This is a genomic window from Actinomadura sp. 9N215 (assembly GCF_044326345.1).
GTDB lineage: Bacteria > Actinomycetota > Actinomycetes > Streptosporangiales > Streptosporangiaceae > Spirillospora.
Genome location: NZ_JBIRBA010000021.1, coordinates 129,274 through 149,107, shown reverse-complemented (window position 1 = coordinate 149,107; position 19,834 = coordinate 129,274). Strand labels below are relative to the sequence as shown.

Here is a 19,834-nt window from a genome sequence, read left to right as displayed (position 1 = left end):
CTAGCGCGCGGGCTCCGGGTCGCGGGGCAGGCCGAGGATGCGCTCGCCGATCACGTTCAGGTTGACCTCGGTGGTGCCGCCGCCGATCGTCATGGCGCGCGAGGCGAGGAGGTAGCGGGTCCAGCGGGCGCGCAGGGCGTCCTTCCAGCCGCCGGTGAGCGCGCCGTCCTCGCCGAGCAGCGTGAACCCGAACTCGGTGGCCTGCTGGCCGTGCTCCATCGCCACCAGTTTCCGGACGTTCGCCGTCGCGCCCGGATCGGTGCCGGAAAGCTGTTTGAGGGTGGCGCGCAGACCGAGGAGGGCGAAGGAGTGCTCGTCGCAGGCGAGGCGTCCGAGGCCGTCGCGGACGACCGGGTCGCCGTCCAGCCCCAGCTCGGCGGCGAGGTCGAGGAGCTTCGGCAGGTCGCCGCCGAGCTGGAACGAGCTGGTCAGGCCGACGCGCTCGTTCGCGAGGGTGTTGCGGGCGACGCGCCAGCCCGCGTTGACCGGCCCGACGACGAGGTCGTCGGGGACGAACACGCCGTCCAGGAACACCTCGTTGAAGACGGCGTCGCCGGTGCATTCGCGGAGCGGGCGGACGTCGATGCCCGGCGACGCCATGTCCACGAGGAAGTAGGTGATGCCGTCGTGCTTCGGGCGGGCGGGGTCGGTGCGGGCGATGCAGATGCCCCACTGCGATTCGCGGGCCAGGGACGTCCAGACCTTCTGGCCGGTGATCGTCCAGCCGCCCTCGGCGCGTTCGGCGCGCGTCCTGAGCCCGGCGAGGTCGGAGCCCGCACCCGGCTCGGAGAACAGCTGGCACCAGACGATCTCGCCGCGCAGCGTCGGCGGCAGGAACCGTTCCTGCTGCTCAGGCGTGCCGTACTGGACCAGCGACGGGACGACCCACGCCGCGATCATCAGCGGTACCGGCCGCACCCCGGCCGCCTTCAGCTCCTGCTGGACGACGATCTGCTCCAGCGGCCCGGCGCCCCGTCCCCACGGTTCCGGCAGGTGCGGGGTGACCCAGCCGCCGTCCGCCATCGCCGCCCGCTGTTCGCGGGGTTCCATCGCGGCCAGCTCGGCGACGCGGGCGCGGATCTCCTCGCGCAGCGGGGCGACGTCCTCGTCGTCGGCGAGCTCGATGCCCATGGGACGCCGGACGCCCGCGACGGCGAGCGCGGCCACATCCGCCCTGTGCTTGCTGGCCCGCCCCAGCAGCGCACGCAGCGTCAGGGCCCTCCGGTAGAGCAGGTGGGCGTCGTGTTCGTAGGTGTAGCCAATTCCACCGTGGACTTGGATGTTGCCCTCCGCGCACTGGACGGCGGCGTCCGCGGCCAGCACCGCGGCGACTCCGACGGCGTAGGCGCGTTGTTCCTCTGGCTCGTCCAGGGCGCGGGCAGCATCCCATACGGCCGCCCTGGCGCGTTCGACGGCGATGAGCATGCGGGCGCATTTGTGCTTGACGCCCTGGAACTGCCCGATCGGACGACCGAACTGCTCACGCAGCTTCGCGTACGCCACGGCGTCGTCCAGCGCGCGTCCCGCCACACCGCACGCCTCGGCGCCCAGCAGGACGGCGGCGAAGGCATGCGCGTCCACCTCGCCGAGGAAGCAGTCGTCCCGGACGGTCACCCCGTCGATAGTCACCGCCCCCACCGAACGGGAAATGTCGAGCGATTCCAGGGGTTCGACCGTGACGTCGTCCCGCGTGAGGACGACCCAGCCGCCGCCCGTCGCGAGCACGAACAGGTCCGCGAGCGGCGCGCCAAGCACGGGCCGGACCGTGCCGGAGACGGTCGAGCCGTCCCTGTCCAGGCGGCCGGACAGCCCGACGGTCGCGGTGCGGGTGCCGTCGCCCAGCCCGCGGGTCCCGGCGCCGCCCGCGTGCATGATCGCGGACGCGAGCACCGTCGGGGTGTACGGGCCGGGAGCCATCGCGCGGCCGAGTTCCTCCAGCGCGACGGCCTGTTCCAGGATCCCGAAGCCCTGCCCGCCCGCGTCCTCGGGAAGGTGCAGGCCGGGCAGGCCCTCCGCGGCGAGCGCGGGCCAGAACGCGGCGTCCGCGTCCCGGACGGTCTGCGACGTGATGTTCCGCTCGGCGAACCCGCGCACGGACGCCGCCAGCGCCTCATGTTCCTCGGTCAGCCCGATCGCCATGGCCCCACCTCTCCTCAGGGTGGGACAAAGCCTATTAGAACGCTATTCGGCCGTCAGGAGGCGAGCTTCAGCTGGGCGAAGAACGCGTTGACGTCCGGGTACCGCTGCTTGTGCGTGTTCGGCATCGACACGAACACCACGGCGGGCGCCTTCCGGCCGGTGTCGATCACGGCCGTGGCGTAGATCTCGCCGGTCGCCCGGACCCCGTCCCGCTTGTAGGTGAGGTAGGAGGCGATCAGCCAGCCCTGGCGTCCGTCCACGGTCAGGGCCTGCGACGCCAGCGGCGCCGACCGGTGCGGGAAGCCGTAGTACTGCGCCTCGAACCCCTGCGCGACGAGCCCGGCGACGTTCTTGACGCTGTCCGGGCCCTGGTAGGCGCTCTGGAGGCTCGGCAGCAGCGTGCCGGTCAGCAGCTGGCCGTACCAGAACTGCCCGCCGATCTTCTCCGTCACCAGGATCTGCTGCCCGGACCATCCCGGCGTGCCCAGCTTGTTCTGCTTGGTCGGCACCTTCCACGGCGCGGCCAGCCGCGGGTACGACAGGCCCGAGTGGGCGTCGGCGACCCGCCCCAGCATCCGGCTCGGCCTGCCGGGGAACGTCTTGAGCCTCTTGTCGGGCGGCAGCTTGACCTGCGCCGCCTCCGACTGCTCGGCCGTCGCCGTCCGGCCCGCGTTGGCGCCCGAATCCGACTCCGCCGGGTCGTCGCCGCCGCTCTTCACGAAGTAGACGGCACCGGCCGCGACGAGCGCGAGCACCAGCAGGCCCACCCCGCCGAACAGCACGATGCGGGAGCGCCCGCCGTTGTCGTCCAGGACGTCGCGCCGTGGCTTGCCCGGCGCGCCGAGTTTGGCGTCGGCGGCGGCCTCGTCCGCCATCCAGTCGGGCATCTGCCAGTTGCCGCTGCTCGGCTTGCCTGGCTTCGCGGGCTCGCCCACGCCCGTGGGGACGGGCTGCGTGTACCGCGCGTCACCGGCGCCTTCGCCGTCGCCCTCCTCGAAGATCGAGCCTTCCCAGTGCGGCGGCTCGTCCTCGCGGACGGGCGCGACCTTGAGATCGTCCTCGACGTTCCCGGCCGGGGCCTCCTCGAGCCACCGCTCCTGAGGCCGCTCCTCGACCTTGCCCCAGACGTCGTGCGCGTCCTCGCCGTCGGCCGAGAACTCGGTGCGCCCCGCCGGTCCGGGCTCGCTCTCGCTCATGTCGGTCCAGCGCGCGCCGCGCTCCCCCTGATCGGACATGCGGGACACGTTACGCGAAGATCAGCCGCTCGGTTCCGGCCTGGAATCACGCTCAGGACACATCTTCTCAGGCGCCTCAGCCGTTCAGCGCCGATCCGGCGTCACCGGGTGTGACCAGCGCCTCCTTCACCTGCGGCGGGTCCGCGAGGCGTTCCCTGGCCAGCAGCGTCGCGCCCGCCACCGCGCCCGGCATCGCCAGCACCGCGCCCAGCGGGACGAGGAAGACCAGGAACGTCGCGGCGCCGAACCCGATCACCAGCGGGCGGTTCGCCCGCAGCCGCGCGAACCGCTCGGCGCGCCTGATCTCGCGCCGCTCCAGCGCGACCGACGTCAGCTCGCCCGCCAGGAAGTACCCGGACACCATCGCCGCGATCACGGGCACGACCGTCTGCCCCAGCACGGGCAGGAACCCGCACACGAAGAACACGACGGCGAACGTCAGCGCGATGATCCCGAGCAGCGCCGCGTCCTTGATCGCCCGCCCGATCTGGACGAGCAGCGGGACGTCCGGCTCTGGCGGCGCACCGCCCTGCGACTCCTCGACGCGGACGGCGATGGCCTCGTAGAACGGGTCACCGACCAGCAGCGTCACGGCGGTGAACGTGAGGACGGCGACGAACAGCGACGCCCCGTAGATCGCGATCCCGGCGACGAGCCGGGCCGATGTGCGCGGCGCGTCCGACCAGTCGTCGGCGAAGCCCGTCACCCATCCGGCGAGGTCGTCGATCTGGAAGGCCAGGAAGACCAGCGCCGCCACGTACACGGTCAGCACGATCAGCGCGGGGATCAGGCCGAAAAGCCACTGGGCCGGATGCCGCGCCATCCAGGCGATGCCGCGCAGCAGGTATCCGACGCCGTTGAACAGGTCCTTGACGCCGGACGGTCGTCCGGTGGGCGGTGTTTCCTGGGGGACGTACGGTTGGCTCACGCCCCCAGACCCTATAGGGGCAGACCGAAGGAGTCGTCTTGCAGATCACCGCGGCCCTCGTCGAAGAGCAGGACGGCCCGTTCGTCCTCACCGAACTGGAGCTGGACGGCCCGGGCCCCGGCGAGGTCCTGGTCCGGCTGGCCGCGACCGGCATCTGCCACACCGACGGGCTGGCCCGGCACGGCGACCTGCCGTTCCCGCTGCCCGGCGTGCTCGGCCACGAGGGCGCGGGCACCGTCGCCGAGGTCGGGGCGGGCGTCACCGGCTACGCCGAGGGCGACCCGGTGGTGATCGGCTGGCCGTCGTGCGGGGCCTGCCGGAACTGCCTGGCCGGGGAGCCGAGGTACTGCCTGCGGCTCGCGGAAGGGCTGTGCGGCGGCGGCCGCATCGACGGCGGGACGGCGCTGCACCGTCCCGACGGCAGCCCGGTGTCCAGCCATTTCTTCGGCCAGTCGTCGTTCGCGACGCATTCGCTGACCACCGCCGCCGCGCTCGTGCCCGTGCCGCGCGACCTGCCTCTTGAGCTGATGGGGCCGCTGGCCTGCGGGGTGTCCACCGGCGCGGGCGCGATCTTCAACACCGTGCGGCCGCGGGCCGGGGCGCAGCTGGTCGTCTTCGGGGTCGGCACCGTCGGGCTGGCGGCGATCATGGCCGCGCGGAACTCGGCCGCCACCCGGATCATCGCCGTCGACCGGCACCCGTCCCGGCTGGCTTTCGCGCGCGAGCTCGGCGCGACCGACACCGTGGACGCCACCGTGGACGACGTCGTCGGCGCCGTCCACGACCTGTGCGGCGGGCCCGCCGACTACGCGCTGGAGTGCACCGGGGTGATCGACGTCGTCCGGCAGGCCGCCGACTCGGTGGGCATGCTCGGCACCTGCGTCCTGATCGGCGGCGCGCCCGCGGGCGCCGAGTTCGCCGTGGACCACCTGTCGACCCTGTGGGGCAAGCGGATCGTCGGCGTGCTCGGCGGCGGCGGGCGCAGCGGCGAGCTGATCACCGCGATCATGGCGCTGTACGCGCAGGGCCGCTTCCCGTTCGACCGGCTCGTGGAGTACTTCGACTTCGCCGACGTCCAGACCGCGCTGGACCGCTCCTACGCGGGGGAGGTCATCAAGCCGGTGCTCCGGATGCCGTGACGGTCGCGGTGATCAGGTCGGCGGCCCGCTCCGCGATCATGATCGCGGGCGCGTTGGTGTTGCCGGTGGGGACGGCCGGCATGACCGAGGCGTCCGCGACCCGCAGGCCCGCGACGCCGTGGACGCGCAGTTCCGGGTCGACGACCGCGGAGTCGTCCACGCCCATCTTGCAGGTGCCCGCCTGGTGGTGGTACGTGACGACGGACCGCCGGACGTAGGCGTGCAGGTCGGCGGTGCTCTCCGCCAGCGTCCCGGGGTACAGCTCCCGCGCTCCCCAGGCGTCGCGCAGCCCGGGGGCGTCCACGATCTGCTGGCACAGCCGGACGGCCGCGCCGAGCGCCGCCAGGTCGGCGTCGTCCGACAGCACGCGCGGGTCGATCAGCGGCGCCGCCCACGGGTCGGCGGCGAGGCGGATCTCGCCGCGCGACGCCGGGCGCACCAGCCCCGCCATGAGGGAGACGCCGTCCGGCGGGCCGTCCATCCAGGGCTCGTAGAGCGGCACCCCGAAATGGAGCGGCTGGAGGTCGGGCAACGGCAGGTCGGGACGGCTGCGCCAGAACAGGTGGCTCTGCGTGTAGGGCAGGCCCGGGGTGAACGCGGGCGGCCGGTCGATGGACGCGATCACCGGCACCAGCCAGTGATCTTGCAGGTTGCGGCCGACGCCGGGAAGGTGCGCGACGCCGCCGCCGAGCGCGTCCGCGTCCCCGATCCCGGACCGCATGAGCAGCACGGGCGACCCGATGGCGCCCGCGCACACCACCACCTCGTCGGCGTAGGCGCGTTCCGCGACGCCGCCGCGGCTCCATTCGACGCCCACGCACCGCCGCCCCTCGATGAGGAGGCGGCGGACGTTCGCGTCCGCGACGAGCGTGGCGCCGCGTCCCAGCACCGGCGCCAGGTACGCGCGCGCCGTCGTGAGACGCCGCCGGTCGCGGATCGTGAACTGCATGAAGGACACGCCGTCCTGCCGGACGCCGTTGTAGTCCGGGTTGAACGGCAGCCCGGCCTGCTGCGCGGCGTCCACGATCGAACGCTGCACGGGGTCGGGCTCGTATCCGGTGAGTATGTCGAGCGTTCCGGGCGTCTCGGCGCCGAGCCCGTCGATCCGCGCGAAGACCGGCTGGACGTCCCGCCACGACCAGCCCTCGTTGCCGAGGGACGCCCAGTGGTCGTAGTCGGCGGGATTGCCGCGCACCCAGATCATGGCGTTCAGCGCGTGCGAGCCGCCGACGACGCGGCCGCGCGGCAGGTGCAGCGTGCGCTCGTCCGCGCTCTCCTGCGGGACGGTGCGGAAGGCCCAGTCGAGCGGCGAGTCCCAGAGCTCGTGCATGCGGGACGGGTCGTCGACCGCGGGCTCGTCGCGGTGCGGGCCAGCCTCGACGACGAGGACGTCGCGTCCCGCGTCGGCCAGCCGCCGCGCGACGACCGACCCCGCCGACCCCGCCCCTACCACGATCACATCGGCCCGCCGACGACTTTCACCGCTCATGCATGGCCTCCCCGAGGTCCGAAATCGTGCGGAAACGAACGGTACTGGTGTGAAGGGAGCGTACTTCGGGGGGATTTGTGTAAGATTCCGGAAATCGCAGGCCATGCCGCCAAAGACAAGGACTGTTCCGCCACAGCCAAGAGCACTGGCGAAGAAGGCGGTGAACTTTCCGCACCGTCCAACTGGGGACGAAGAAGGGAGCCGCCAGTGACCGCCCAACGGCAGTCCGAACCCGAAAAGGCCGGACCTGCACCTCGGAGCCGGGGCCACGCCGCGTCGCTGGCCCAGTCGAGGCTCCCGGTGCTGGCCATCAGGGCCGGACGCGGGGAGGCCACGAGCGTCCTGGTCGCGACCCTGGCGCTGGTCGCGTTCATCAGCATCCTGCACCCGGAGTTCTTCCGCGTCGGGCAGCTGCTCGACACCCTCCAGTCGGCCGTCTACGTGGGGCTCCTCGCGTGCGGCATGGCCTACCTGCTGTCGATGCGCGAGATCGACCTCTCCGTCGGATCGACGTTCGGGCTGACGGTGATCGCCACCGGCCTGATGATGAACGAGGGGCTGCCGGCCTGGCCGGCCGCGGCCCTCGGCATCGTCCTCGGCGGGCTGCTCGGCCTCGTCAACGCACTGATCGTGCAGTTCGTCGGCATCCCGGCGATCGTGGCCACGCTCGCCACGCTGTCGGTCTTCCACGGCCTGACGCTCGCGCTGAGCGACGGCAAACAGGTCACGGGCCTGCCGCTGGAGAGTTCCTTCTTCACCGTCCTGGGCGGCAAGACGTTCGGGGTCCCGACGAGCGTGTGGGTCCTGGTCGTGGTCGCCATCGTGCTCACCCTCGTGCTGCGGTTCACCCCGTTCGGCTTCCGGGTCCGTTCCATCGGGTCGAACCCCGACGCGGCGACGTTCTCCGGCATCTCCATCCCGAAGGTCCGCATGCAGGCGCTCGTCCTCGTCGGACTGCTCGCCGGCCTGTCGGGCGTGCTCGGCCTGGCGTTCTTCACCTCAGGTGACCCGAACATCGGCACCGGGTTCGAACTCCAGGCGATCGCCGCCGCCATCATCGGCGGCACCCCCCTGCGCGGTGGCAGTGCCACCGTCATCGGCGCCTGCCTCGGCGCCGTGCTCCTGAGTGTGGTCACCAGTGGTCTGCAGTACTTCAACATTCCCGCCAACTGGAGCGCGTTCGCGACCGGCGGAGTCATCCTCGCCGCCGTCGCGCTGGACAGCCTGGTGCGCCGCCGTCGGCGGCGAGAGAGCGCCAAGCTGGGTCTGTGACACCCCGCACCCTCCTAAGGAGAACAAGTGAAGATCAGATCTTTGACCCTGGCCACGGTGCTGATCGGCACGGTCGCGCTGGCCGGATGCGGATCCGGGTCAGGCGGCTCGGGGGAGAAGAAGAGCGGAAAGCTTAAGCTGGGATTCATTTACGCGACCACCACGCAGAACCCGTTCCAGGAAATGGCGTACGGGGCGAAGGCGGCCGCGAACGCCGACGGCAATGTGACGCTCAACGCGTCCGCGCCCACCGGCGTGAACGGTCCCGTCCAGGTTCAGCTCTTCCGCTCCGCGATCCGCAGTTCGCCGGACGGCATCGCCCTGCAGAGCCTCGCCCCGGACCTGTTCGTCCGACCGCTCGTGCAGGCGGACGACGACGACATCCAGACCGTCGCCGTCGACGCCGCCGCGCCCCCCGGGACGAAGACGAACCTGTTCGTCGGGAACAGCAACACCGAGGTCGGGACCGCGCTCGGCCAGGAGTTCGTCAAGAACGTCCCGGCGGGCACCAAGGGCGAGGTCGTCATCGGCAACGCCATCCCCGGCCTGCGGCTCCTCGAACAGCGCATCGAGGGCCTCACCGCCGTCATCAAGAAGGAGCGCCCCGGCATCACGATCAAGGGGCCGTTCGACTCCAAGTCCGAGCCGACCGACAACTACAACGCGTGGAACTCGATCGTCAAGGCGAACCCCAAGGCCATCGCCTACCTCGGGGTCGGCGCCCAGGACGGCGTCTCGCTGCCGCTCATCCAGAAGCAGACCGGACGCAAGTTCCTCGCCGGCTCCTGCGACCTGGACCCGGCCGCGCTGAAGGCCGTCAAGGACGGGTCCCTGTTCGCGCTGTCCTCGCCCGAGCACTGGCTGAAGGGCTACGTGGCGATCGAGCTGCTGATCCAGAGCAAGCGCGAGGGCAAGAAGCTGCCCGAGGGCTGGTGGAACCCCGGCACCCTGGTGGTCAACTCCGGCAACGTCGACGAGATCATCAAGCGGCAGGCCAACGAGCAGAGCCGCGTCAACTACTTCAAGGCCGCCGCCGAGAAGCAGATCGGCAACCAGGGCCAGTACCTCAAGCCCCTCAACCAGGCCAACTGACATGACGGTGCTCCGCGCGCAGGGCATCACCAAGACCTACGGCGGCGTCACCGCGCTCGCCGAGGGCTCGCTCAACATCGAGCCCGGGTCGGTGCATGCGCTTCTGGGCGAGAACGGGGCCGGGAAGTCGACCATGGTGAAGGTGCTCGCCGGGACGATCCGTCCCGACTCGGGCGCCCTCACCATGGACGACCGGCCCGTCGTTTTCCACAGCACGGCGGACGCGGTCCGCCACGGCGTCGCCGTCGTGTCGCAGGAACTGAACCTGTTCCCCGACCTCGACATCCTCGCCAACCTCTACCCGCTCCGCGAGCCGCGGCGCGGCCCGTTCCTGGACCGCCGCGCCATGGCCGACGCCGCCCGCCCGATCCTCACCAGGCTCGGTCTCGACGTCGACCCGCGCACCCTCGTCCGCGAGCTGTCCCTCGGGCAGCGCCAGCTGGTCGAGATCGCCCGCGCGCTCCTCGCCGATCCGCGCGTGCTGATCCTGGACGAGCCGACCTCGGCCCTCGACCGGGACGGCTCGGACCGCCTCCTCGGCATCCTGCAGGTCCTGCGGGAACGCCAGGTCGGCGTCGTGTTCGTGTCGCACATCCTCGAAGAGGTCATGCAGCTCTGCGACACGATCACCGTGCTGCGGGACGGCAACACGGTCCTCTCCGGCGCCGACCGCGCGGACCTGCGCATCGACGACATCCTCGCGGCGATGCTCGGCCCCCGCTCCGAACGGGAGGCGGCGCCGCCGCCCGCCCCGCCGCGCGCCGCGAACGGCCAGGTGCTGCGGATCGACAAGGTGTCGGTGGACGACGTCCTGACCGACGTCGACCTCGAGGTGTCCGCCGGCGAGATCGTCGGTGTGACGGGCCTCGCCGGGGCGGGGCACCTCGCCGTCCTGGAGCTCGTCGCCGGGCTCCGGCGCGCGTCCCGGGGGTCCGTCCGGCTGCCGGGCGACCGTCCGGTCCCGCGCGGCCTGCGGCAGGCGATCGCCGCCGGGGTCGCGGTGGTCTCGGGCGACCGGCGCGGCCGCGGGCTGATGCTGGACCAGCCGATCTGGCAGAACATCGGCCAGGTCAGGTCCATCGGGCTGAGCCGGGACGGGCTCGTCGTCCGCGGCTCGGCGCTGCGCACCAGGGCCCGCACCCAGGTCGAGCGGCTGCGGATCCGCTGCCGGGACGTGGACCAGCGCGTCGGCCTGCTCTCCGGCGGCAACCAGCAGAAGGTCGTGCTGGCGAAGTGGCTGGACGCGTCGCCGACGGTCCTGCTCCTGGACGACCCGACCCGGGGCGTCGACGTGGGCGCCAAGGCCGAGATCCACGACCTGATCCGCGCGGCCGCGGCGGACGGCGCGGTGGTCCTGCTCGCGTCGACCGACCTGGAGGAGCTGGCCGAGCTGTGCCACCGCGTCCACGTGTTCTACCGCGGCCGGGTCGCCGCCCGGCTCTCCGGTTCCGACCTCGACCAGCACACGATCGTCCGGGTGTCCAACACGGGCGACCACGCCTAGCTGTTCGCGGGCACCGGGCCGTTCGGCGGGTGGCTATTCGCGGGCGCCGGCCAGGGCGTCCACCGGGCGGGACGCCAGGGCCACGCCCGACGCCAGCGTCGAGGCGGCCAGGCTCATGACCGCGACGCCCGCGAGGACCAGCGGGTAGAGCGGCATGGGCAGGCCGGACAGCCGCATGGAGCCGGACAGGGCCCCGTTCGCGCCCGCCAGCACCACGCAGGCGATCACCGTCCCGAGGAGCACCCCGATCGCCATGGCGATCACGGTCTCCCAGCCGATCATCCGGATGACCTGGCGGCGGCTCGCGCCGACCGCGCGGAGCAGCGCGAACTCCCGGCCGCGGGCCGCCGTGCCCATGACGAGGGTGTTGACGAGGGACACGGCCGTGAACGCCACCAGCACGGCCAGCACCAGGTAGGTCCCGGTCAGGTTCTGCTCGATCGAGGTCTCCGTCGCGCCCGCGTACTCGGCGCGGTCGACGACCTGGACGGACGGTTCGGCGCGTGCGAGATCGTCCAGCGCCCGGTCCAGGTCGGCGGCTCGTCCCGGCTGCGCCCGGATCAGGACGGCGTCGTCGAGCCCGTCGCGCAGGTGCCCGGCGAGCGCGGCGCGGGAGAAGACGACGTCGGCGAAGCCCAGCGACCGGTCGAAGACGCCGCCGACCCGCAGCTCGACGCGCGTCCCGTCGGCGAGCCAGCCCTGGACGCGTGATCCGGCATGCCAGCCGTGCGACCCGGCGTGCGTGCGGCTGACCAGCACCGTTCCGGGGGTCTTGAGGCCGTCCCAGCCGCCCTCGCGGAACTTCACGTCGAGGACGCGTCCGGCGGTCGCCGGGTCCACGGCCTGCGCGGGCACGGTCTCCGGGGAGCCGAGCACGGACGACACGAATATCGTCCCGGTGACCGGGGAGACGGCTTCCGCGCCGGGCAGCCGCAGCGCCGCGGCCGCGACGCCGGGCGGGAGCCCGTCCCCGTCGCGCGGGATCAGGATCCGGTCGGCCACGGTCCGCTCGCGGCCCTGCGCGGCGGTCGTGTCGTTGAGGACGGCCGTGACCAGCAGCGCGTACCCGGCCATCGCCACGCTGATCATGATCGCGGCGGCGGACGAGGCGACCCGGCGGACGGCCACTGCCGACCCGGCGTGCGCCAGCCAGCCGGTCGTCCGGGTGACGGCGGCGACCAGCGCCCCGGCCGGGGGTTCGAGGACGCGGGTCAGCACCGGCGCCAGCAGCCCGGTCGCGGCCATCAGCAGCAGGGCGACCAGGGCGAGGAACGCGACGCCGACCTCGCCGCCGAGATGCTGCGTGAGCCCCAGGATCGCGAACGCGCCCGCCGCCGTCACGAGCGCGAGCAGCAGCCGGGGGACGGTGACGAGCCGCCGCGGCCCCGCCGTCTCCCGCAGCGCCTCCGCCGGACGGATCCGCGACGCCTGCCTGACCGCCGTGAACGCCGACACCAGCGCGAGCACGAGCCCCGACCCGCCCGCGACGAGGAACGGCAGCGGCCCCGCTTGGACGGCGAACTCCGGCGGCGCGAGCCCCTGACCGGTGAGGACGGCCCGCAGCACATGCGCCAGCGGAATTCCCAGCAGGTAGCCGGGGACGGACGCGAGCACCGCCAGCAGCACCGCCTCCGCGGCGATCATCCGTCTAACCTGCCACGGCGTCGTCCCGATCGCCCGCAGCAGCGCGATCTCGCGGCGGCGTTGCAGGATCGACAGGCCGAGCGTGCCGCCGATGACGAACACGGCGAGGAACCCGCCGATCCCGGCCATCGGCCCGAACAGCTCCGTCGAGTACCGCAGCTTCTCGGCGGTCTCCGGCGCGCCCGCCCGCGCCCGGGGGCCGCCGGTGAGGACGTCCAGCCCGGTGGCGCGAAGCCGCTCGTCCAGCGCGCGGTCCGTTCCCGGACGGCCCAGCACACCGGCGAAGTCGGTGGCGCCGCCCGTCCGCGCCAGCCGGTCCGCGGTTCGCGGGGCGAAGAACAGCGCGGCCTGCGACGGCAGCGCGCCGCGTACCGTCCCGCTGACCCGGAACCGCCGCGTGCCTTCGCGCGTGACGATCTGGACCGTGCTTCCCGGCCGGGCGCCTGATCGGCGCGCGAGGTCGGCGTCCAGCACGACCTCGTCTTCTGCTTGGGGCGCGCGTCCCGCGCCGAGCGTGAACGGTGTGAGGCGCGCGGCGTCCCAGCCGTGGCCCCACGACGGGCCCTCGCCTTCGTCGCCTCCGGCGAGCGGGACGCCGTCCCGGCCGACGACCTGCGCGTAGAAGGGGGTGTCCGTGATGACGGCCTCGACGCCGGGCACCGTGCGCAGCTTCGCGAGCTGGTCCGGGGTCAGGCGCGGCGGCTGCTCAAGGGGGACCTTCTCCTCGTTCTCGTCCGAGCGGATGCGCAGGTCGGGGTCCGCGCGGACGACGGCGGCGGTCGCGCCGAACCGGTCGACCTCCGGCGTCGCCTGGAGCCCGGACTGGATCATGATCACGCAGGCGGAGATCAGGGTGACGGCGACCAGCACCGCCAGGAACGAGCCCGCGAACCCGATGCGCCGGGTGCGGATCGTGCGGAGCGCCAGCGACACCATGCCGTCCTCACCCGCCCAGCCGGGTCAGCCGGGTCGCGACCCGGTCGGCGGTCGGCGCGTCCATGCCCTCGACGATCGAGCCGTCGGCGAGGAACAGCACCCGGTCGGCGTAGGACGCGGCCACCGGGTCGTGCGTCACCATGACCAGCGTCTGGCCGAGCGTGTCGACGACCTCCCGCAGCAGTGTCAGCACCTCCCGGCCGGTGCTCAGGTCCAGCGCCCCGGTCGGCTCGTCGCCGAACACGACGGCCGGACGCGTGATGAGCGCGCGGGCGATCGCCACCCGCTGCTGTTGCCCGCCGGACAGCTCGGCGGGCCGGTGCCTCGCCCGCTCACCGAGGCCGACGCGGCGGATCAGCTCGTCGAGCCATGCCCGGTCGGCGCGCCGTCCCGCGAGCCGCAGCGGCAGGACGATGTTCTGCCGCGCCGTCAGGGCGGGGACGAGGTTGAACGACTGGAACACGAACCCGACCCGATCGCGGCGCAGCTTCGTCAGCCGCGACTCGCTCATGCCGGTCAGCTCGTCCCCGCCGATCGTCACCGTGCCGGACGTCGGACGGTCCAGCCCCGCCGCGCACTGGAGCAGGGTGCTCTTCCCCGAGCCGGACGGCCCCATGATCGCGGTGAAGGACGCGGCGGGCAGGTCGGCCGAGACCCCGCGGAGCGCGTCCACCGCGCTCCGGCCCCGGCCGAAGCGCCGCGTCACGGCCGCCAGCCGGATGACGGGCTCGGTCGTCGTTCGCATGTCGGTCACGCCGCCAAGCCTGGCGGGCACCGGCACCGCACCGGCACCGGGCTGTCCCCCGGATCGGTCAGGGTCAACCCTGAAGATCGATTAGGCTGCCGGTCATGCGCGTGGTGCTCGCGGAGGACAGCGTGCTCTTCCGGCAGGGGCTGGCCCGGCTGCTCGCCGACGTCGGGATCACCGTGGCCGCCGAGACCGGGGACGCCGCGGCGCTGCCCGCGCTGATCGCCGCCGACCCGCCCGACGTCCTCATCGCCGATGTGCGGATGCCGCCGGGCCACGGCGCCGACGGCCTGGACGCGGCGCGGCTCGTCCGGGAGCGGCATCCGGACGTCGGCGTGCTGGTGCTGTCCCACCACATCGAGGCGCACCACGCGATCGGCCTGCTCGGCGACGACGCCCGCGGCGTCGGCTACCTGCTGAAGGACCGCGTCTCGGACGTCGCCGAACTGACCGACGCGCTGCACCGCGTCAACGCGGGCGCGGCCGTCATCGACCCGGAGGTCGTGATCCGGCTGGTGGGCGGGCGCAATGGGGGGCGCGGCGGGGCGCTGGGACGGCTCAGCGAACGCGAGCGGCAGGTGCTCGCGCTGATGGCCGAGGGCCGCTCCAACCAGGCGATCGGCCGCCGGCTCCACCTCAGCCCGAAGACCGTCGAGTCCCATGTGCGCGGGATTTTCGAGCGGCTCGGGCTGCCGGTCGCGGCCGACGACCACCGGCGCGTCCTCGCCGTCCTGACCTATTTGCGTTCCTGAGCGGGGAGTTCGGCTCGCAGCGCGGTCCCCTGGCCGGGCGGGCTGTCCAGGTGAAGGGTTCCGTCCAGGGCGGCGACTCTGTCGGCGAGGCCGCGCAGGCCCGTCCCGCCGCCGTCGAGGCAGGCCCCGCCGATGCCGTCGTCGCGCACGTCCAGCCGCAGGAGGCCGCCGTCCACCCGCGCGGTGACCGTCACCTGGGACGCGCCTGAATGCTTCACCGCATTCGCCAGCGCCTCAGCGGCCACGAAATAGGCGGCCTGCTCGACGTCCGTGGGCAGCCGACCGTCGAGCGCCTCCACGGTGACCGGGAGCGCCGCCCCTTCGGCGAGCGAACGCAGCGCCGCGCCGAGGCCCGCCTCGGTCAGGATCACCGGGTGGATGCCTCCGGCGAGTTCCCGCAGCTCGGCCATCGCGTCCCGCAGCCCGGCGGCCGCCTCGTCCACCAGCCCGGCGAGCCTTCCGTCGTCGCCGACCCGGATCCGGCCCAGCGTCACCGCCAGCCCGGCGAGCCGCTGCTGCGCGCCGTCGTGCAGGTTCCGCTCGATGCGCCGCCGCTCGGCGTCGCCCGCCGCGACGATGCGGGCGCGCGAGGCCCGGACGTCCGCCAGCCGCGCGGCCAGCTCCGCGCGCATCCGCTCGTTCTCGACCACCAGCCGCGCGATCGCCGCCGCCGACCGCACCAGCGCCGGGTCGGCGTCCAGCGCGGCGTCGTAGACCAGCATCGACTCGCCGCTGCCCAGGGACACGCATGACCGACCTGCCCCCACCGGCGGCGGACCGTCCGTCCCCTGCACGAGGCGCAGCGAAGGGTCGCGCAGCACCGTCGCCAGGACGGCCTCCAGCGCCTCGGGCGTCCGGTCGACCTGCGCGGCGACCCGCGCCACCGCGACGTGGTCGAGCCGGGCGCGCAGCAATCCGGCGAGCACCGCCAGCGGCCACAGCGCCAGCGCGGCCAGCGCGCCCAGATGCAGCATCGGCTCGGCGGACGACGCGTGGCTCCCGTCCGGCCAGATTCCGGCGCCCTGCCGCATCCACATCGTGAGCACCATCACCCCGCCCGCGAGCGCCACGGGCGCGAACGTGTGCCGCCGCGGACGGGGGACCCGCACGAGCCACCGCCACACCAGCGCCCCGGCCAGGACGCCGCCGAACACCCACATGTAGATCGCCACGGCGACGGCGAGCGGCCGCGGACCGTCCACCGCCCACACCACGACCGAGACGGACATGCCGCCATAGAGGACAGCGACGAGCGTCCTGCTCCGGGCCCTGCCCTCCGGGATGGCCAGCACCAGATGCGCCAGCAGCGTCAGCGCCAGCCACCCGAACCCGTTCCCCAGGAACTGGGCCGCGCGACCGGGGAGATAGGTCAGGCCCGCCAGCAGCAGGAGCAGCCCGATCCCGGCCATCAGCCCGCCGCCGTGGCCGCCCGGCACCTGCGCCCGCGTGACCAGCCCGGCCGCGACGAACGACCACCCGGCCGCCACGCCCAGGACGAGCAGCGCCATTCCCCGCACCGAGCCGGTCTCGCTCCCCAGCCCCCACGCCAGATCCACCGCGGCGACTCCCACCGCGGCCCCGACGACCCACCACCGAACACGCACCCGTCCATGATCGCCGCCCTGGACGAACCGCCGCGAGGGGCGATCACCGTCCGGCGTGCGACGGCTCCGCCGACGGGTCCGCCGCGCGGCGGTCCGGACGGCGCGCTGAGCGGCCTCGTCGATGCGTCGGACGGTCGCGTCTGGCTGTGGTTCCGGAATATCGCCGGTACTGGTCTGGTCCCCTTGCTGGACCGGTTCCAACTGAATGACATCGCCGAAATTCGGGCCTTGCATACCCGTTGAAGTGCGGTTATGTTCCCTTCAATTAGTATAGTTTCCTAATTATTGAAGGGAACTGAGATAGCCGTGCGCACCAGACCCCCGCTCCGGAGGATCTTCGCCGGAGTAACCGCGCTCCTCCTCATGTTCGGCCTCTCCGTGGCCGTTCCCACGTCCGCCCACGCGGCGGGCCCGACCGCCGCCTGCCGCACCGTCCAGGAATGGGGCGGCGGCGCCCAGTACACCTGTACCGTCACCAACGGCGGCAACTCCGCCACGTCGGGCTGGAAACTGGAGTTCGACCTCGCCTCCACCGTCCGGATGGGCTCGTACTGGGACGCCTCCCTCACCAGTTCGGGCAGCCACCACACCTTCACCAACCGGAACTACAACGGCACGATCAGCCCGGGCGGCACCGCCTCCTTCGGTTTCCTGGTGTCCTTCACCGGGACGCTGAGCGGCCCGGAGAACTGCAAGCTCGACGGCCAGCCGTGCGACGGCGGCCCCTCGGACGCCCCGCCGAGCCCGCCCGCCAACCTGCGCACCACCGAGGTCACTCCCACCTCGGTCGCCCTGGCCTGGGACGCCGCGTCCGACGACCAGGGCGTCAAGAACTACGACGTGCTGAACGGCAGCGCCGTCGCCGCCACCGTCACCGGGACCACCACCACCGTCAGCGGCCTGACGGCGAACACCCGCTACACGTTCACCGTCCGCGCCCGCGACACCTCCGACCAGCTCTCCGAGGTCGGCGCCCCGGTCAGCTTCACCACCCCCGGTTCCGGCGAGGACGCTCCCCCGTCCAAGCCCGCCGAACTGCGCGTCACGACCAAGGGCGACTCCGTCACTCTCACCTGGAAGGCCGCCACCGACGACAACGGCGTGACCGGGTACGACGTGCTGCAGAACGGCTCGGTCGCCCAGTCGGTCACCGGCACGACCGCCACCGTCACCGGCCTCCGGACGGGCAGCTACCGCTTCGCCGTCCGCGCCAAGGACTCCATCGGCCAGTACTCCGAGCTGAGCGACGAGGCGACCGCCACCATCGGCCCCGGCACCGGCGGCTGCCGCCCCGACGGCCTCTACCAGACGCCGGGCGTCACCCCCGCGTACTGCGAGGTCTACGACGAGAACGGCCGCGAGAAGATGGGCGACGGGCGCACCCGCCGCGCCATCGGCTACTTCACCAGCTGGCGGACGGGCAAAGACAAGAAGCCCCGCTTCCTCGCCAACGACATCCCGTGGGACAAGATCAGCCACATCAACTACGCCTTCGCGCACGTCGACGAGCAGAACAAGGTCTCGGTCGGCGGCGACAAGCCCACCAACCCGGCGATCGGAATGGAATGGCCTGAGGTTCCGGGCGCGGAGCTGGATCCGAGCCTGCCGTACAAGGGCCACTTCAACCTGCTCAACAAGTTCAAGAAGCAGAACCCGAACGTCAAGACGCTGATCTCGATCGGCGGCTGGGCGGAATCCGGCGGCTACATCGACGACAACGGCAACCGCGTCGCCTCCGGCGGTTTCTACAAGATGACCGACAGCCAGGCGAGCATCAACACGTTCGCGGACTCCGTCGTCGAGTTCCTGCGCAAGTACGGATTCAACGGCGCGGACATCGACTACGAGTACGCCACCTCGATGCAGTACGCGGGACACCCGGACGACTTCAGCTTCTCGAACCCGCGGCGCGCCAAGCTGATGGCCGGATACGTGGCCCTCATGAAGACGCTGCGCGAGAAGCTGGACGCGGCCGGCGCGGCCGACGGCAAGCACTACCTGCTGACCGCCGCCGTCTCGGCGTCCGGCTGGATCCTGCGCGGGCATGACAGCTACCAGGTCGTCCCGTACCTGGACTACGCCAACATCATGTCCTACGACCTGCACGGAACCTGGAACCACTTCGTCGGTCCCAACGCCGCCCTGTACGACGACGGCAAGGACAACGAACTCCAGGAGGGCGGCGTCTACAACGCCTATGGAATCGGATATCTGAACACCGACTGGGCCTACCATTACTTCCGAGGCTCTATGCAGGCCGGCCGCATCAACATCGGTGTGCCCTTCTACACCCGCGGCTGGAAGAACGTCCAGGGCGGCACGAACGGGTTGTGGGGCAAATCCGCCTTGCCCGACCAGAAGCAGTGCCCGAAGGGCACTGCGGGCGACGTCGGCTCCAAGACGCCGTGCGGCGACGGCGGAATCGGCATCGACAACATCTGGCACGACCTTGAGAACGGCAAGGAAATGGCGTCGGGCAGCAACCCGATGTGGCACGCCAAGAACCTCGAAAAGGGACAGGCGGGCACCTACATCGGCGACTACGGCCTCGACCCGGCCACCGACCCCGACGACCGTCTCGTCGGCACCTACACCCGCAATTACAACAGCACCATGAAGACGCCGTGGCTCTGGAACTCCACCGAGAAGGTGTTCCTGTCCACCGAGGACGAGGAGTCGCTCGCGGCCAAGGCCAAGTACGTGGCCGACAAGGGCATCGGCGGCATCATGATCTGGGAGCTGTCCGGCGACTACGCCTGGGACCCGGCCCGCAACGACGGCAAGGGCGAGTACTTCATGGGCAAGACGCTGATCAACGTGATCAACGACGGCCTGAAGAACGCCGCCCCGTACGGGAACCTCAAGTCCAGCCAGACGATGCCCACCGACGTCCTCGACGTGAAGGTCGACCTGGTCAACTTCCCGGTGGGCGACGCCAACTACCCGATCACCCCGAAGATGCGCATCACCAACAAGTCGGGCCAGGCCATTCCAGGCGGCGCGACCTTCAAGTTCGACTACGGCACGTCCGCGCCGTCGACGATGACCCAGCAGACGGGCTGGACGCTCTCCGTCCAGGCAGGCCACACCGGCAACAACACCGGCGGCCTGAAGGGCGACTTCCACAAGGCCACCCTCACGGTGCCGAGCTACACGAGCATCCCGAACGGCGGCTCCGCCGAGATCGCCCTGAGCTACCAGCTCCCGATCGTCACACCGTCCAACTTCGTCCTCACGTTCGGAGGGAAGTCCTACGTCCTGACCCAGGACAGCCCAAGAACAGCCTCAGTGGGCGGCCTCCGCCGCTGATCCCGTAACACCCCAAGGCAGGGCGTACGCCACCCGGCGCACG

The 19,834-nt window shown here is 72.2% G+C and carries 14 protein-coding genes; 7 read left to right on the top strand and 7 right to left on the bottom strand.

Translation table 11 applies throughout. The annotated features are described in order from the left end of the window. The 3 genes from ACH34T_RS30560 to ACH34T_RS30550 all read right to left on the bottom strand — a co-directional run bounded on the left by ACH34T_RS30560 (nt 1) and on the right by ACH34T_RS30550 (nt 4,302). Nucleotides 1-2,139 (bottom strand): acyl-CoA dehydrogenase, encoded by a 2,139-nt coding sequence (locus ACH34T_RS30560; RefSeq protein WP_396024396.1) that lies wholly within the window; start codon nt 2,137-2,139, stop codon nt 1-3. Nucleotides 2,140-2,192: 53 nt separating this feature from the next. Beyond that, nucleotides 2,193-3,374, bottom strand: a complete 1,182-nt coding sequence (locus ACH34T_RS30555) for a hypothetical protein (RefSeq protein WP_396024395.1) — start codon at nt 3,372-3,374, stop codon at nt 2,193-2,195. A gap of 76 nt (nt 3,375-3,450) precedes the next feature. Continuing rightward, nucleotides 3,451-4,302: an EI24 domain-containing protein gene (locus tag ACH34T_RS30550; protein WP_396024394.1), complete on the bottom strand. Its 852-nt coding sequence runs from the start codon at nt 4,300-4,302 to the stop codon at nt 3,451-3,453. 38 nt (nt 4,303-4,340) lie between these two features. Between ACH34T_RS30550 and ACH34T_RS30545 the strand changes: the two genes are divergently transcribed. Continuing rightward, the gene (locus ACH34T_RS30545) at nt 4,341-5,441 is read left to right on the top strand and encodes an NAD(P)-dependent alcohol dehydrogenase (protein WP_396024393.1); all 1,101 of its coding nucleotides are present in this window, start codon (nt 4,341-4,343) and stop codon (nt 5,439-5,441) included. Here ACH34T_RS30545 and ACH34T_RS30540 read toward each other — a convergent pair. Next, complete coding sequence (locus ACH34T_RS30540; RefSeq protein ID WP_396024392.1) at nt 5,416-6,930, bottom strand: GMC family oxidoreductase; 1,515 nt, start codon at nt 6,928-6,930, stop codon at nt 5,416-5,418. The two genes, ACH34T_RS30545 and ACH34T_RS30540, sit on opposite strands and share 26 nt — an antisense overlap. A gap of 207 nt (nt 6,931-7,137) precedes the next feature. Between ACH34T_RS30540 and ACH34T_RS30535 the strand changes: the two genes are divergently transcribed. Genes ACH34T_RS30535 through ACH34T_RS30525 form a run of 3 tightly spaced genes read left to right on the top strand, consistent with a single transcriptional unit; the run spans nt 7,138 to nt 10,798 of the window. Next, nucleotides 7,138-8,202: an ABC transporter permease gene (locus tag ACH34T_RS30535; RefSeq protein ID WP_396024391.1), complete on the top strand. Its 1,065-nt coding sequence runs from the start codon at nt 7,138-7,140 to the stop codon at nt 8,200-8,202. 27 nt (nt 8,203-8,229) lie between these two features. Next, the gene (locus tag ACH34T_RS30530) at nt 8,230-9,294 is read left to right on the top strand and encodes a sugar ABC transporter substrate-binding protein (protein WP_396024390.1); all 1,065 of its coding nucleotides are present in this window, start codon (nt 8,230-8,232) and stop codon (nt 9,292-9,294) included. Between the two features lies 1 nt (nt 9,295). Then, a complete protein-coding gene (locus ACH34T_RS30525; protein ID WP_396024389.1) occupies nt 9,296-10,798 on the top strand; it encodes a sugar ABC transporter ATP-binding protein in 1,503 nt (500 codons plus the stop codon). Between the two features lie 33 nt (nt 10,799-10,831). On the opposite strand, the gene ACH34T_RS30520 is transcribed toward ACH34T_RS30525, so the two are convergent. Together ACH34T_RS30520 and ACH34T_RS30515 are read right to left on the bottom strand one after the other, a co-directional pair. Next, nucleotides 10,832-13,378, bottom strand: coding sequence for an FtsX-like permease family protein (locus ACH34T_RS30520; RefSeq protein ID WP_396024388.1), 2,547 nt, complete (start codon nt 13,376-13,378; stop codon nt 10,832-10,834). 7 nt (nt 13,379-13,385) lie between these two features. Further along, on the bottom strand, nt 13,386-14,123 hold the full coding sequence (locus ACH34T_RS30515) for an ABC transporter ATP-binding protein (protein ID WP_396024424.1): 738 nt from the start codon (nt 14,121-14,123) through the stop codon (nt 13,386-13,388). A gap of 104 nt (nt 14,124-14,227) precedes the next feature. Between ACH34T_RS30515 and ACH34T_RS30510 the strand changes: the two genes are divergently transcribed. Next, nucleotides 14,228-14,878 (top strand): LuxR C-terminal-related transcriptional regulator, encoded by a 651-nt coding sequence (locus ACH34T_RS30510; protein WP_396024387.1) that lies wholly within the window; start codon nt 14,228-14,230, stop codon nt 14,876-14,878. Here ACH34T_RS30510 and ACH34T_RS30505 read toward each other — a convergent pair. After that, on the bottom strand, nt 14,863-16,482 hold the full coding sequence (locus tag ACH34T_RS30505) for a sensor histidine kinase (RefSeq protein WP_396024386.1): 1,620 nt from the start codon (nt 16,480-16,482) through the stop codon (nt 14,863-14,865). The genes ACH34T_RS30510 and ACH34T_RS30505 overlap by 16 nt on opposite strands. A gap of 6 nt (nt 16,483-16,488) precedes the next feature. Between ACH34T_RS30505 and ACH34T_RS30500 the strand changes: the two genes are divergently transcribed. Both ACH34T_RS30500 and ACH34T_RS30495 read left to right on the top strand, forming a co-directional pair. Next, nucleotides 16,489-16,725: a hypothetical protein gene (locus ACH34T_RS30500; RefSeq protein WP_396024385.1), complete on the top strand. Its 237-nt coding sequence runs from the start codon at nt 16,489-16,491 to the stop codon at nt 16,723-16,725. 63 nt (nt 16,726-16,788) lie between these two features. Continuing rightward, on the top strand, nt 16,789-19,791 hold the full coding sequence (locus ACH34T_RS30495; RefSeq protein ID WP_396024384.1) for a glycosyl hydrolase family 18 protein: 3,003 nt from the start codon (nt 16,789-16,791) through the stop codon (nt 19,789-19,791). Nucleotides 19,792-19,834 lie beyond the last annotated feature (43 nt).